Source organism: Microbacterium proteolyticum (assembly GCF_030818075.1).
GTDB lineage: Bacteria > Actinomycetota > Actinomycetes > Actinomycetales > Microbacteriaceae > Microbacterium > Microbacterium proteolyticum_A.
This window is the reverse complement of record NZ_JAUSZZ010000001.1, coordinates 58668-73022: the sequence shown is the minus strand read 5'-3', so window position 1 is coordinate 73022 and position 14355 is coordinate 58668. Positions and strand designations below refer to the sequence as shown.

The following is a 14355-nucleotide window of genomic DNA, read 5'->3' as shown; positions in this document are numbered from 1 at the left end:
GGCTATAGATTGTCATTGTGGGAAAACTGGTTTACAACAGCTTCGGGCAGGCTTTCGACATCGAGGACCGAACCCTGTCCCACCTTCGCGTGGTGTTCATGAACAAGCTCAGACGCAACGAGCCCTTCATGTTCCATTTCCCCATGGCCGACGGCAGTGGAACGCGCTCGCTGTGGATCTCGCCGTCGATCCCGCTGGTGTTCCACTTCTACGGGAGCCGACTGCCGCACCTCAACCGGCGGTGGGTGGACGACCTGATGAACGAGGCGAGCGCCCCGCAGGGGTTGACTGTGATCGCCGAGCCCGACCCCGACGGGGCTCCTCGGGCCTGACCCCGCAGATCAGGCGCACTCGGTGTCGACGACCTCGCGGACGCGGTCGAGAAACGCTGCGACGTGGCCGGCCGTGCCGTCGGGCAGCTCGGCGGCGAAGGCGCGAATCCGCGCCGTGACCGGGTCGATGGCATCCGGATCCGTCGCACGGTCGAACGGCACGACGAACTTGCTGCGCCGATCGGCCGGGTTGACGACGAAGTCGATGAGCCCGCCCGCGTGCAGTCGGTCGAGCATGCCCGTCACGGACGCGGCCGAGATGCCGAGGTAGTGCGCGATCTCGGTGGGGGTGACCGTGGAGTGGGCGTCGGCGCGCTCGAGCACCAGACGCATGGCTGCGCGGGCGTTCTCGCTCGGGCCGCACTCGGATTGGCGTCGGCGTGCCAAGCGGGCTTCGGCGAGGCGCAGTCGCTCCACCGCACGGGCGGCGGTCGTCACGGCGTCATCTTCGGTCTCGATCGTCATGCGTCTCCTCGAGGCTCTGCCACCCGTGCCGACAGTCTAGTTGAGCCGACCCGACTCACGCCGGAGAACTGGCGGGCTGAGGCTGGAGGCGCCGCCGTGCCGGGTGTTCATCGCGAATTCCTTTGCGGTGGTGAGGCGACCTCGTAAAATCCAAAGGGCCGGGTGTCCCGGAAGGAGAGGCTGATGGGCTCACTGTTCTATGGCTCGTCCCCGAGCCCGATCGACATCCCCGACCGGCTCCTCGCGCACGTGAAGGTCGTCATCGCGACCAAGCTCCGCCGGGGGGAGAGCTTCACGATGTCGTGGCGTCATCCGATGGGGGAGCAGTCCGGTCGGAGCACGATCTGGATCCAGCCGTCGATCCCGTTGCGGTTCGTGTTCGGTGCCGCCGAGCCGGAGACCCTCGACAACGCCCTGCTGCAGACGTATGCGAACGCCGCCAACTCGTCCAGCGGGCTGACCATCGATCTCGACCCGCACGACAGTCCGGCACCGCAGAGGGCCGACGCCCGCTGACGGACGTGCCGCCGGGTCAGCGGCTCGCGACGCTGCGGTGCGCGAGGGCCGACATCCAGTGCAAGCCGGGACAGGGCGGGGCCGTTCGCCCTCGCATGCGCTCCCAGGCTTCGACGTAGACGCCTTCCATCAGCCTGTCGGCCTCCGCGGCGACCCCGGTCAACGAGAGCAGGATCGCGTAGACACGCGGCGCCGTCGCGTCGTAGAACGCGACGAATGCGTCGCAATCGCCGGCCGCCGCTCGGACGAGGAGGGCATCGAGATCCTCTTCCCGCATCGCGGGGGACGTGGCGTTCGTCATGGTCATGGTGCACCTCCTTCGGTGATGGATCCAGTCAACCGGGGCTGACTCGTCACCACGCGGGGTTGCGCAATCGGGACGAAGGCCGTAGCGAGCAGAAGGGACGAGCTCACGTTCGTCAACCCCGGGAGGAGGCTCCGGCGGCGAACTACCGTCGCAGCATGAGATCTGTCGTGCGCTGGCTGCTGGCTTCGGCCATGATGTTCGCCGGTATCGCCCACCTGACTTTCGCCCGGCGTGATTTCCAGGCGCAGGTGCCCGACGCCCTCGTCGAGCACGGCCCGCTGGATCGGGACGCCGTGGTGGTGGCATCCGGTGTCGTCGAAGCCGCTTTCGGGCTCGCCCTCGTCGCCCTCCCGCGGGAGCGTCGGCGCGTCGGCGCCGCGCTGACGGCGTTCTTCGTCGCGATCTTTCCCGGCAACATCGATCAGTGGCGCAAAGGCCGCTCCGCCTTCGGGCTCGACACAGACCGCAAGCGCTTCGTCCGCCTGTTCTTCCAGCCGCTGTTGGTCGCGGCGGCATGGTGGTCGACGCGGTGACGCGCCCATGAGCGCTGTCGTCAGCCTCGAGCTCGTCTTCGACGCGGCCTCTGATGCGGCGGTGCGTCGAGAGTGGGACGCGATGATCGCCGCCGATCTGCCGAGCCAGGCCCGGCACACCGGCGAGAGCAACCGTCCGCACATCACCCTGCTCGTCCGCCCGGAACTGGCGCCGCCCGACCTCGCCGCCCTCGCCGCCGACCTTCCGCTCGCGCTGACGCTCGGCGCGCCGTTGCTGTTCGGGGCCGGGCGCTCGCGGGTGATCGCCCGCTCCGTCATCCCGTCGACGGCGTTGCTCGCGTTCCACGCTCGCGTCCACGAGCTCGCCGGCGCCGGAGACGATGCCGTCCACACCCGACCCGGGGAAGTGGACGGCCCACGTGACGCTGGCGCGGCGCGTGCCCCTCGATCGGGTGGGGGAGGCCCTCGCGGTGCTCTCCGACGCGGGCGAGGGCGAACTGGCCGTCACCGCGACCGGGGTGCGCCATTGGGATTCGGGGTCGAAGACGGTGACCGACCTGCTGCCGCGTGGCACGCTGGAGTAGTGCTGACCGACGACGCGCGCTCCTTCCTGAGCGAACACCACCTCGCCACCCTCTCGACCATCGGCCGCTCCGGGCGGGTGCACGCCGTTCCGGTGGGGTTCACCTACGAAGACGGCATCGTGCGCGTCATCGGGTCGCGTGGCACCCAGAAGTTCGTCAACGCCGCGCGAAGCGGTCGTGCCTCGGTCTGCTCCGTCGACGGCGGGCGCTGGCTGAGCTTCGAGGGGCCGGCCCGGGTCACGGACGATCCGGATGCCGTGGCGCACGCCGTCGCGTTGTATGCGGCCCGCTACCGGCAACCGCGCGTGAACCCGGAGCGCGTGGTGCTCGAGATCACCGTGGAGAGAACGCTGGGCTCAGCGTCGCTGCGCTCCTGACGGGCTCACCCGGTCGACGGATGCCAGGGGGCGCGCCGCGTCCGCGCCCCCCGGCGCCTCACAGCGCGCGGAGCTTTGCCAGCAGGGGCTCGGCGATCTCGTCGACGAAGCGCTGCTGCTGCTCGTCGCCGACCTGCACGATGGCGATGTCGGTGAACCCGGCGTCGATGAAGGGGCGCACGCTCTCGGCGAGTTCGTCCAGGTCGGGGCCGCACGCGATGGACTCCGCGACGTCTTCCGGGCGCACGAACTGCGACGCGCCGGCGAAACCCGCCGGAGTCGGCAGGTCGGCGTTCACGGACCAGCCGCCGGCGAACCAGCGGAACTGGTCGTGCGCGCGGGCGATCGCGGCATCCTTGTCGGGATCCCAGCTGATCGGGATCTGGCCGATCTTGCGCGACTCGCCCTCGTGGTGCTCGTCCCAGCCCTGCACGATCTCGGCATCCGGTTCGGTGGTGATGAGGTGGTCGCCGAGCGGGGCGAAGCGGGCGATGGAGTGCTCGCCCGAGACGGCCACGCCGATCGGCACGCCGCCGTCGGGCGCGTCCCACACGCGGGCCGAGTCGACGCGGAAGTACTCGCCGTCGTAGGTGACGAGGTCGCCCGTGTGCAGGGCGCGGATGATCTCGATGGCTTCGACGAGCATGTCCTGGCGCGCGTGCACCGCGGGCCACCCCTCGCCGACGACGTGCTCGTTCAGGTTCTCTCCCGAACCCAGCCCGAGGGTGAAGCGCCCGTCGGACAGCAGCTGCAGCGTGGCCGCCTTCTGCGCCACGACCGCGGGGTGGTACCGCACCGTGGGGCAGGTGACGTACGTCATGAGCTCGACGTCGGTGGTCGCGTTGGCGACGGCTCCCAGCACCGTCCAGGCGTACGGGGCGTGGCCCTGGCTGGTCAGCCAGGGGGAGTAGTGGTCGCTGGAGACCAGGAAGTCGTAGCCGGCGCGCTCGGCGCCGACGGCGTAGTCCACGAGCGCCCGCGGGCCGCTCTGCTCGGTCATGAGGGTGTAGCCGAATCGCGTCATGCCGGCAACGGTAGGCCGACGCCCTGACGTGATCGTCGGGGTTGCGCACAGGCGTGAGATGCGACAGCGGGCCCGCGGCTCACGCCGCGGGCCCGCTGTGCTCGCTCGTCAGGGGACTGGTGGATGCCACGGGCCCCACGCGGGGGTCAGTCCTCCGGCGCGTGGATGACCTTCTCGCCGTCGAAGGTCTCGCGCTTGTTCTTCTCTGCGTCGTTGCGGGTCTTCCGCAGGCTCAGCCACGTCGCCACGGCCACGGTCGCGGCGATGAACAGCAGCGAGAACCAGATCGGGATCTCCGGCGCCCACAGCATCGGCTCGCCGCCGTTGATGAACGGGAGTTCGTTGACGTGCATGGCGTGCAGGACGAGCTTGACGCCGATGAAGGCCAGGATGACGGCCAGGCCCTGTGCGAGGTAGACGAGGCGCTCCAGCAGACCGCCGATGAGGAAGTAGAGCTGGCGCAGACCCATGAGCGCGAAGGCGTTGGCCGTGAAGACGATGTACGCCTCCTGCGTCAGGCCGTAGATCGCCGGGATGGAGTCGACCGCGAAGACGAGGTCGATGAAGCCGATGGCGATGATGACCAGCAGCATCGGGGTGACGAAGCGCTTGCCGTTCTTCTGGACGGTCAGCTTGTCGTCGTTGTACTCCTCGCTCACGGGGAGGATGCGACGGACGAACTTCATGAACTTGCCGTTGGCGGGGTCGTCGTCGCCGTGCGAGAACGCCTGACGGTAGGCGAGGAAGAGCAGCAGCGCGCCGAAGATGTAGAAGATCCACGAGAAGTTCTCGATGAGCGCCGCACCCACCGCGATGAATGCGCCGCGCATGATGAGCGCGATGACGATGCCGATCATCAGCACCTTCTGCTGGTACTTCTTCGGCACCGCGAACCCGGTCATGATGATCAGGAACACGAAGAGGTTGTCGATCGACAGCGCCTTCTCGGTCAGATACCCGGCGAAGTACTCACCGCCATAGGTCCACCCCGAGAAGACGCCGATGCCGACGCCGAACAGCAGCGCCAGGCCGATGTAGAACGCCGACCAGCGAGCGGACTCGCCGACGGTCGGTTCGTGGGGCTTTCGCACGTGGGCGAAGAACTCGAAGACGAAGAACGCGATCGTGACCGCGATGGTGATGATCCAGACGAGGGGGGTGACGCCCAAGACGGCCTCCAAGGGAAAAAGGTGTACAGCAGGACACCAAGGTCTCCTCCACCCGGCGATGGGGCCGACGTCCCGGGCTCACGATGGCGTGAACCGTACTGACGAGATCGTCGCGGTGGGAGTACTCCCCTTGCTCCGGATGATTCTACGGGATGCCGCTGCGGTGCCGGGGCCTGGACTGCTCGAGCCCGGCTGTGATAGCGACCGGGGCCGCGGCGCGGGCGCCCCCGGTCGATCCCCCTCTTTCCCCTACACCGGCACCCCGAACTCGCGGATCGTGATGCCGGAGAACCGGGCCGGGCCGCCGTCGGTGTACAGCGAGATCCCGGTGTCGCCCTCCAGGAAATGCACCTGCTGCGACAGCACCGTGTGGCCGGCGTTGACGAACACCTCGACGCTCTGCCGGTCGACGAAGATGCGCAGGTGGACCGACCGGGCGGCGGCGTCGATGGGGGCCGCCGCGCGCGTGTACGGGGCCAGTGCATAGCCGCTGCGCTCGGACGGACCGCGGTCGACATAGAGGTCGGAGCCGTACTTGCCGATGTTCGTGTGCCGGGAGCCGTCGGCCGACCGCCCGACCGAGACGCCGACGTTCGTGGCATCCGTCCACGAGATGTCGAGCTCGAGCTCGTAGGCCCGCCCGTTCCACGGCAGGACGGCGCTGCCGTCCACCGTGCGGTCGGGGAGCGTGACCGTGGAGGTGGCACGGCCCGCGAGGGCGGCGATGGGGGCGCTCAGCAGGCTGTACCAGCCGCCGGACTGCCGCTCGAGGCGCAGCTCGCGCACGATCGAGTTCTGGCCGTTGTACCCGTCGGTGACGTCGGTGGGGACGTCGCGGGCGGCGTACTTCCAGTTGTTCATCCACCCGATCGCGAGGCGCGTGGTGTCGGGGGCCTCGATGCTCGGCCAGGTGACCGCGCCGTACCAGTCCCATCCCCAATCCAGCCACTGGGGAGTGAGGTCGTCCGCGACGAAGCGGGTGCCGTTCCACGTGCCCATCCAGTAGGCGTACGTCATGGGCAGACCGATTCCGTAGGCGTCCATGCTGGCGCCCAGCACCCAATGACGCGTGCCGTCGTCCGCCGTCATCTCGAACAGGTCGGGGCACTCGATGCCGCCGAGCTGCGGGTTCGGGTAGTCGAAGTTGCTCGTCCACGTCCACTGCCGCAGGTTCGGCGAGGTGTAGAACCCGGCGTACCGTGCGCGACCGAGCGCCATCACCCACTCGCCGCGCGCGGCGTCCCAGTGCACCTTCGGGTCGCGGCACCACTCGGCGTTGTCGATCTCGGCGGCGGTCTGCGCGGTGCGACCGTCGGTGTTGACCAGCACGGGGTCGGGCAGCATCGTGAAGCTGAAGCCGCCGTCGTGCGAGGAGTACAGGTACTGCTCCTGGTACTTGCGAATGCCGTCGGTCGGTCGGGTGGCGAGGGCGATCACGGCCCCCGCCCCGAATCCGGCGGTGTTCGCGGTGTCGACGACGAGGCACCCCGACCACACCGGCACGCCGTTCGTGAGCGGCATCACCGTGCCGTGGTGCGTGAAGCTCACGCCGTCGGTGGTGGCGTGGTCCCATCCGCCGGGTCCGTTGTTCACGTCGGAGTGCAGGTAGTAGAGCTGGTACTGCCCGCCCGAGACGATGGGGCGCTGCGGGTCGCACAGCCACGCGGCGGGCGGCGTCATGTGGAACACCGCGCGCTGCGATGCGGTCTGGGCCTGGGCGGCCGGGGGAGCGACGGAGGCCAGGGCGAGGCCGAAGGCCCCGGCCCCGGCGCCCTGCAGGAGGGCGCGACGGGAGATCTCGAACGGCATGGTGCTTCTCACTTCCTCGTGATCGGCGGGCGCGACGACGCACCCGCCGGGTGGTGGCCGGCGGTTCGGGGAGACAGCGGTCACGCGGCCGCCGGAGCCGCGGGACCTTCCTGGGCGGTGATGTCGCCGACCGCGCTGACGCGCACGGCGGGGACGACCGCGGTCTCGGCGGTGACCGAGACGGTGAGCGGCCCGCCACCGAGGGTCACCAGGTGCGAGAGCACCGTGGCGCCGTCGTCGGCGAACACCTCCAGCAGCGGGCCGTCGATCACGAGCGTCAGCGCACCCGCCGCCCCCACGAGGGGCGCCGCGCGCTCGCCGGGGAAGTCGGGGTGAAGGGCCTCCGCGGCGGAACCCGTTCGGGCGACGCTGAGGGTGCGGGCACCGGGATCGTGGACGACGTCGACCGTGGCATCCCCTTCTCCGGTAAGCCGCACGCGCACGGCTCCCGTCGCGGCGGGGTCCCAGGCCACCTCGATCACCGCGTGCGGCTCGACGGTGAGCAGGGCCGCATCGCCCGTGGCGGTGGGGGGAAGGACGGGCCGCTGCACGAGGTGCAACGCCCCGTCGATGCGGCGCAGACCGAGCGTCCGCGCCAGCGACATGGCTCCGCGCCAGGGCGCGGTGGGTACGACGTGGGCGTACCGCCAGTTGCTCATCCACCCCAGCATCACCGCGGCACCGCCCGGGGCGCTGTCGAAGGTGACACCCGCGTACAGGTCGCGGCCGTGGTCGAGCGGGCGGAGGTCCGTGGCGTCCGAGCGGAAGACGCCGCCCGCGAGCTCGCCCACGACGTAGTGCATCGCGGAGCCCGCGGGGTCGGCGTCGTCGCCGACGGGGTTGGTGCTCAGCAGCAGCACCCAGGCCCGTTCCGCGGTGCCCTCCACGGGCAGGTGGACGAGATCCGGGCACTCCCACACGACGCCCTCCGGCCCGAGGGGGCCGAACGAGCCCGCCTCCCTCCAGGCCAGCAGGTCGTCGGAGGCGTAGAACACGACCCGGCGCTCCACCGCCTCGACCGTGAGCATGAGCCACCCGCCGCCGGGGATGCGGACCACCTTGGGGTCGCGGAAGTCGGAGCTCGAGCGATCGAGCACCGGGTTCGCGGCATCCGGGGTCCACGTGAAGCCGCCGTCGACGCTGGTCGCGCGCGACTGGGCCTGGATGCCGCGGTCGTACGCGCTCGTGTAGTACGCGGTGAGGGTGTCACCGGGGGAGGCGACGACGGACCCCGAGAAGATCTGCTCACGGGGGCGGTGCGGCAGCGCCACGGGATGCTCGTCCCAGTGCAGAAGGTCGGCGCTGGAGGCGTGGCCCCAGCTCATGTTGCCCCAGTCGTTGCCCTCGGGGTTGTACTGGAAGAACGCGTGCCAGCGGTCGCCCGTGAAGACGAGCCCGTTCGGGTCGTTCATCCAGTTGCGGGAGGGGGTGAGGTGAAAGCGCGGGCGGGGAAGGCTCATACGGACTCTCGCGGAATGGAGGGGCATGCGATGAGTTGACGCGCGCCGGTGGTGGGCGATTCGAGACCGAGCAGCGTGCGCACCCCTGCGGCACCGAGCTCGTAGTGGGGGAGGGCGACCGTCGACAGCGGGGGCCGCAGGTGGGCGGCGATGACGTCCTGGTTGTCGAAGCCGATGACGGCGATGTCGTCGGGGATGCGCAGCCCGCGCTCACGCAGGCCGTCGTAGAGTCCCATCGCGACGCGGTCGTTGTGGCAGAAGACGCCCGTCGCGCCCGAGGCGACCACGGCCTCGGCGACGTCGTAGCCGCCCTCCTGCTCGGGAGCGGCCTCGAAGACCAGGGCGTCGTCGACGTCGGCACCCGCGGCGGTGAGGGCTGCCCGGTACCCGGCGAGGCGACCGACCTGCGCCGGCGAAGGTGACGTGGTGTTCACGAACGCGATGCGGCGATGCCCGGCCGCCAGCAGCTGCTCAGTGGCGGTGCGTCCCCCTTGCTCCTCGTCGGGGACGACGGCGGCGAAGGAGTCGTCGGCGGCGAAGCAGTTCACCAGCACCGTCTCGGTGTGCTGCAGCGGCGGCGGCACCTCGATCTCGCGGTGGTACCAGGTGGAGTACAGGATGCCGCGCACTTGGTGCTCCAGCATCATCGCGATCGCGTCGTTCTCGGCGGCGGCGTTGCCCTCGGTGTTGGCCACGAGCAGCACGAAACCGTGCCGCCAGGCCTCGTCCTGGGCGCCGTGGATGATCTGCCCGGCGAAGGGCGTGGTGGCGATGGCATCCGCCACCAGCCCGATGAAGCGCGAGCTCCCCTCCGACAGCGTCTTCGCCAGCGCGTTCGGGCGGTAGCCCAGGGCGACGATGGCCTCCTGCACCCGGCGCCGCGCGTCTTCGCCGATGCGGGCGCCGGGCTTGTCGTTGACGACGTGCGACACGGTCGCGACCGAGACGCCGGCCGCCTTCGCCACGTCGCGCATGGTCGTGGGTCATGAGGGGGTCCTCGCGTTCATCCCTTGGTCGCTCCGCTCTCGAGCCCGGCGATCATCGCCTTGTTGAGCACGAGGAACACCAGCAGCAGCGGCGTCACCGTGACGCACACCGCGGCGAACGTCGCCGTCCAGTCGGTGTTGCCCATCGCTCCGATGTAGTTTTGCAGGCCCAGCGGGATGGTCTTGAGCCCGTCGGAGAGCACGAAGGTGTTCGCGAAGATGAAGTCGTTCCAGATGAAGATGCTGTTCACCAGGACGACGGTGATGATCGTGTTCACCGACAGGGGCGTCGTGATCTGCAGGAAGATGCGGTACGGGCCGGCACCGTCCAGGGACGCCGCCTCGTAGAGCTCGCGCGGGATGTACTCGTAGAACGACGAGAACAGGTAGACGCCCATCGGCAGCGAGAACGCCGCCAGCGGCAGGATCATCGACAGGTGCGTGTCGAGCAGCCCCACCTGCGAGTAGTCGATGAACAGCGGCACGAGCGCGATCTGCACCGGCACGATGATGCCGAGCAGGAACAGCGCGCGCACGAACCCGCTGAGCCGGAAGCCCAGCACCTGCAGCGCGTAGGCGGCCATCATGCCCGCCACCACGATGAGGGCGCTCGCCCCGAGGGTCACGATGAGCGAGTTGCCGATGTTCAGCAGCAGGTTGCCGGTGCCGAACGCGCGGGAGTAGTTCTCGAGCGTCCACTCGCGCGGGAGGGCGAACGGGTCGCCGCCGGCGAAGTCGCTCGCGGTGCGGAAGCTGGTGAGGAACAGCCACAGCAACGGGTACACCTGGACCACGACGATCAGCACGACCGTGACGGTCAGCAGGGTGCGCTGCACGCGCAGGCGCGGCGAGCGGTGCACGCGCCGGGGTGCGGGTGCGGGCTCGAGGGGAACGGATGCCATGGGGGCGGGGGCGAGGGTCGTGCTCATCACGCGTCCTTCCGACGCAGCAGCAGGAAGATCAGGCCGACGGCGACCAGGCACTCCACGACGATGAAAGACCGAGATCGCGCTGGCGTAGCCGTAGTCGGTGTGGACGAAGGCCGTCTTGTACATGTAGGTGGTCAACAGCTCCGACGACTGTCCGGGCCCGCCGTTGGTGAGCAGGTACGGGATGTCGAAGCCGCGCAGGGCGAAGGTGGTCGCCATGACGGTCGTGGTGATCCAGACCGGGCGGATGTAGGGGAAGCGGATGCGCCAGAACGTCTGCCACCACGAGGCGCCGTCGAGGCGCGCGGCCTCTTCGAGCTCCTTCGGCACCGCGATGAGGGCCGCGTAGATGATGAGCATGTAGAGGCCGGTGAAACGCCATCCCTCGGGGATCGACACCGCGGCGAGCACCGTCTGCACGTTCGACAGCCACGCCGTCTGCAGACCCTCCAGGCCCACCCACGCCAGCAGCTGGTTGACGAGACCCACCGGCTCGAGCGAGTAGACCCGCAGGAACAGGAAGGCGATCGCCACGGTGGAGATGACGGCCGGCAGCAGGTAGAGGGTCTTCACCAGCTCGCGCGCCCGGGGGAGGGCGGTGAGCAGCCCCGCCACCGCGAGAGCGCCGCCGAGCTGCAGCACGAGGCAGATCGCGAGGTAGCCGAGGGCGTTGCCGAACGCGGTCCAGAAGACGTCGTCGCGGGTGAACATCTTGACGTAGTTGTCGAGCCCGACGAACTCGAGGTCGGTGATGCCGTCCCACTCGAACAGGCTCAGCACAAGCGACTGCACGATGGGCAGCAGCACGGCGGCGCCGTACAGCAGCAGCGGCGGCACGAGGAAGACGGCGACGGCCAGGCCCGAACGCCGGGGCAGCATCGAGGTGCTGAGCGGACGGCGGCGGGGGGCGGGCCGGCCGGCCCCGGTGACGCGGGGCCGGCTCGGTGCGAGCGTGTCAGTCACCGACGTTCTCCGTCAGGGCGGCATCCATGGTGCTGACGAACTCGTCGGGCGTGATGTCGCCCTGCACGAGGAGGGTCAACTCCTGCTGGAGGCGGGTGTTGGTGGCGGGGTCGAGCTGCGTGTCCCAGGGCATCGCGAGCTCCTCGCCGACCTCGCCGGCCTGCTCGATCGCCCGGGTGTACAGCGGCGTGGCGTTCGCCGGGATCTCGGTCGCCGCATCCGTGGTCGGAGACAGGGCGCCCGAAGCGGCGACCTCGGCGGGGTAGCGCTCGAGCGCGAAGGCGAGGAAGTCGCGCACCAGGGGGTCGTAGGTCGAGGCGTTGACCGCCATTCCGATGCCCGACGGGGCGACGTACTCGTCGTCGGCGGTCACCGCTCCCGGAAGGGTGGGAAGCGTGAAGTAGTCGACGCTGTCGCGCACGCCCGCGTCGAGCTTGTCGGTGGCGAGGTTCGCGAGCTCCCACGTGCCGATGTTGTAGACCGCGGCCTTGCCCGAGGTGAACTGCGCCTGGGCGTCGGCATAGCCGGTCGACGAGAAGCCCTCCTGGAAGCACCCGGCCTGACCGAGGCCGTACAGCCAGTCGGCGGCGGCGCGGCCGGGGGCGTCGGAGAATTTCGCTTCGCCCGTCTTGAGCTCCTGCACGTACTCCGGGCCCGCCTGACGGAAGGGGTAGTAGGCCATGTAGCGCTCGAGGGGCCAGCCGTCGGCGCCGTCGAGGGCGATCGGGGTGACGCCCTGGGCGCGCAGCGCCTCGCACATGGGGGCGAAGTCGTCGAGGGTCGCGGGCACCGAGACACCGGCCTGGGCCAGCAGGTCGCGGTTGTACCAGAAGAACTCCAGCTGGAACTCGAACGGCACCATGTACAGCGACCCGTCGTCGAAGCGCTGGTAGTTCAGCGCCGCCTCGCGGTAGTCGTCGGCGAGCCCCAGGTCGTCCAGCAGCAGATCGACGTCGACCATGCGGCCCTGTTCGGCGAGCTTCTGCGCGAAAGGGGTGGCATCGGTGTCGAAGAGCTCGGGCAGCTTGTTCGCCGCGGCGAGGGTCTCGTACTTCTGGATGTAGCTGGGCCGGTCGGGCGTGGTGATGAGGTTGAGGGCGAAGCCCGGGTGGTCGGCGGCGTATTCGTCCGCGATCTTCTGCATCGCGGTGATGACCCCGCCGTCGGCCGGGCGCGAGAGCAGCCACGAGATCTCGCGGGGCGTGATCTCGCCCTCGGGGTTGACGTCGGTGGGGTCTCCCCCTGTTCCGCCGCCGGCGCAGCCGGAGAGGACGACGGCGGTGGCGGCTGCCAGGGCGAGCCAGGATGCCGTGCGGGCGTGGTTGACCATGTGAATCTCCATTGATGTGTGTGGTGCGGGTGCGGGTGGGCTCAGGAGGAGGCGACGAGGAGGTCGTCGCGCTGAGAGGCGGGGAAGCGCGCTTCTCGTGTGGACACGTCGAGGCTGAGGATCGTGGCGCTGCCTTCGCCGACGAAGGCGCCGACACCGCCGGCGGTGCGGTCGTAGAGACGCGTGCTGAGAGTGACGGCGCCGTCGACAGTGGCGACGCACAGGTCGCCGTCGACGATCACCTCGATGCGGTGCGGACCCGGGGTGAGGTCGACCGGGCGTTCCAGCTCGACGGCGAAGGGCACGTCGCCCGAGATCTGCCACTGCTCGCCGCCGGTGCGTCGGCGCGGCCAGCGGTCGAGAACCAGGCGGTTGCGCCGGGGCTCGAGGCGCAGGGCGTAGCCCTCGTCGCCATCGGCGCTCGCGCGCAGCAGCAGCCCGCACTCGGTCGTGCCCGCGGCGATGTCGAACACGGCGTCGACGCGGAAGGTCGAGGGGATCGTCTCGGTCAACACGAGACCGGCGTAGCCGTCGGGGGCCGAGAGGACGGTGCCGGATGCCGCGGCGGCCACGCCCCTGTCGAAGGTCTCCACCAGCTCGCGCGGCGGGTGGAAGCGGAGCGTTCCGTCGAGGTTCTGCTCGGCTTCGAGCACCGAGAGGGTTCCCGCCCACTGCCAGGCGCCGTCGTCGGTTCCGCCCTCGCGGGAGGCGATCCAGCCGAAGAAGAAGCGCCGACCGTCGCGGGCTGCGGATTTCGCCGCGTAGTACGCGCGGCCCGTCGAGGGAGTCGTCGGCGGGAACCGTCCAGGGGCCGTGGAGGCTCCGCGAGACGCGGTATCGGGTGGTGAACGACTCGCTGAACTCGGAGTACACCAGGTACCACCAGCCGTTCCACTCGAAGACCTCGGGGCACTCGTGCGCGATGTAGCGGCGGGGGTCCCAGAACGGCTCCGCGGCCTCCCAGGTGAGGAGATCGCGCGACACGCACTGGGCGATGACCCCTCGCCGACGCTCGGGGCCTTCGGCGTGGCGGGCGGTGACGAGCATGCGCCACAGACCCGCGGCCTCGTCGCGGAAGACGAACGGGTCGCGCCAGTCGGCCGTCTCGTAGCCGGCCGTCGCGCCGAACGTGTGCTCGGGGTGGCGCTGCCAGGTGCGCATGCCATCGGTGCTGGTGGCGTGCAGCACGAGCTGCAGGGGGAGGCCGTCGGAGCCGACGTGGGCGGGGTTCTGCCCCGTGTAGAACACGTGGTGGATGCCGTCTTCGACGACGACGCTGCCGGTGTAGACGTTGAAGTCGTCGGCATCCGGGCCGCCGGAGGCCACCGCCTCGCCGGTCTCGGTGAAGGTGACGAGGTCGTCGGTGATCACGCGGTGCCAGGGCATGCCGACCTTGGGGGTGCGGCGGGACTCGTGCAGATAGAAGAGGTGGAAGCGTCCGTCTTCCTGCCAGGGGATGACGTCGCCGACCCAGGCGTGGGGCGGGCGGAAGAACCCTCGTTCGTGCATGCGGATGACTCCTCGTTGAGACTCACGGCGACCGATGAACCGGGATGGTTAATCGGTTACGCAGACGCTAGCAAGCGGTCGAGAGGATGGTCAAGCGGTTA

13 protein-coding genes and 2 pseudogenes are annotated in these 14355 nt (G+C 69.8%); 4 read left to right on the top strand and 11 right to left on the bottom strand.

Annotated features, from left to right (window positions below; all coding sequences use genetic code 11):
- Positions 1-17 precede the first annotated feature (17 nt).
- Positions 18-332: a DUF7882 family protein gene (locus tag QE392_RS00370; protein WP_307446292.1), complete on the top strand. Its 315-nt coding sequence runs from the start codon at positions 18-20 to the stop codon at positions 330-332.
- A 9-nt stretch (positions 333-341) separates the two neighbouring features.
- On the opposite strand, the gene QE392_RS00365 is transcribed toward QE392_RS00370, so the two are convergent.
- Positions 342-797, bottom strand: a complete 456-nt coding sequence (locus tag QE392_RS00365; RefSeq protein ID WP_307446289.1) for a MarR family winged helix-turn-helix transcriptional regulator — start codon at positions 795-797, stop codon at positions 342-344.
- 183 nt (positions 798-980) lie between these two features.
- Here QE392_RS00365 and QE392_RS00360 point away from each other — a divergent pair, with 183 nt between their 5' ends.
- Positions 981-1313 (top strand): DUF7882 family protein, encoded by a 333-nt coding sequence (locus QE392_RS00360; protein WP_307446286.1) that lies wholly within the window; start codon positions 981-983, stop codon positions 1311-1313.
- A 16-nt stretch (positions 1314-1329) separates the two neighbouring features.
- On the opposite strand, the gene QE392_RS00355 is transcribed toward QE392_RS00360, so the two are convergent.
- A complete protein-coding gene (locus QE392_RS00355) occupies positions 1330-1620 on the bottom strand; it encodes a hypothetical protein (RefSeq protein ID WP_307446284.1) in 291 nt (96 codons plus the stop codon).
- Positions 1621-1775: 155 nt separating this feature from the next.
- On the opposite strand from QE392_RS00355, the gene QE392_RS00350 reads away from it, so the two are divergent.
- Positions 1776-2153: a DoxX family protein gene (locus QE392_RS00350; RefSeq protein ID WP_307446281.1), complete on the top strand. Its 378-nt coding sequence runs from the start codon at positions 1776-1778 to the stop codon at positions 2151-2153.
- Positions 2154-2160: 7 nt separating this feature from the next.
- Positions 2161-3075: a PPOX class F420-dependent oxidoreductase gene (locus tag QE392_RS00345; RefSeq protein WP_307446278.1), complete on the top strand. Its 915-nt coding sequence runs from the start codon at positions 2161-2163 to the stop codon at positions 3073-3075.
- Between the two features lie 58 nt (positions 3076-3133).
- Here QE392_RS00345 and QE392_RS00340 read toward each other — a convergent pair whose 3' ends face one another.
- The 9 genes and pseudogenes from QE392_RS00340 to QE392_RS00300 form a co-directional block, all read right to left on the bottom strand.
- Entirely contained in the window at positions 3134-4099 is a 966-nt protein-coding gene (locus QE392_RS00340; protein ID WP_307446276.1) for an LLM class F420-dependent oxidoreductase, read from the bottom strand.
- Positions 4100-4245: 146 nt separating this feature from the next.
- Entirely contained in the window at positions 4246-5268 is a 1023-nt protein-coding gene (locus tag QE392_RS00335; RefSeq protein ID WP_307446273.1) for a TerC family protein, read from the bottom strand.
- A 249-nt stretch (positions 5269-5517) separates the two neighbouring features.
- Positions 5518-7077, bottom strand: coding sequence for a glycoside hydrolase family 32 protein (locus QE392_RS00330; RefSeq protein ID WP_307446270.1), 1560 nt, complete (start codon positions 7075-7077; stop codon positions 5518-5520).
- Between the two features lie 80 nt (positions 7078-7157).
- Positions 7158-8537, bottom strand: coding sequence for a glycoside hydrolase family 32 protein (locus QE392_RS00325; RefSeq protein WP_307446267.1), 1380 nt, complete (start codon positions 8535-8537; stop codon positions 7158-7160).
- Positions 8534-9511, bottom strand: a complete 978-nt coding sequence (locus QE392_RS00320) for a LacI family DNA-binding transcriptional regulator (RefSeq protein ID WP_307446264.1) — start codon at positions 9509-9511, stop codon at positions 8534-8536. The genes QE392_RS00325 and QE392_RS00320 overlap by 4 nt, the downstream gene beginning before the upstream one ends.
- Positions 9512-9540: 29 nt before the next feature.
- The gene (locus QE392_RS00315; RefSeq protein WP_307446262.1) at positions 9541-10452 is read right to left on the bottom strand and encodes a carbohydrate ABC transporter permease; all 912 of its coding nucleotides are present in this window, start codon (positions 10450-10452) and stop codon (positions 9541-9543) included.
- Positions 10452-11331 (bottom strand): annotated as a pseudogene (locus QE392_RS00310) (carbohydrate ABC transporter permease). Before QE392_RS00310 ends, QE392_RS00315 begins: the two are co-directional and overlap by 1 nt.
- 76 nt (positions 11332-11407) lie before the next feature.
- Positions 11408-12745 (bottom strand): ABC transporter substrate-binding protein, encoded by a 1338-nt coding sequence (locus QE392_RS00305; RefSeq protein WP_307446259.1) that lies wholly within the window; start codon positions 12743-12745, stop codon positions 11408-11410.
- A gap of 41 nt (positions 12746-12786) precedes the next feature.
- A pseudogene (locus QE392_RS00300) lies at positions 12787-14254 on the bottom strand (family 43 glycosylhydrolase).
- Positions 14255-14355 lie beyond the last annotated feature (101 nt).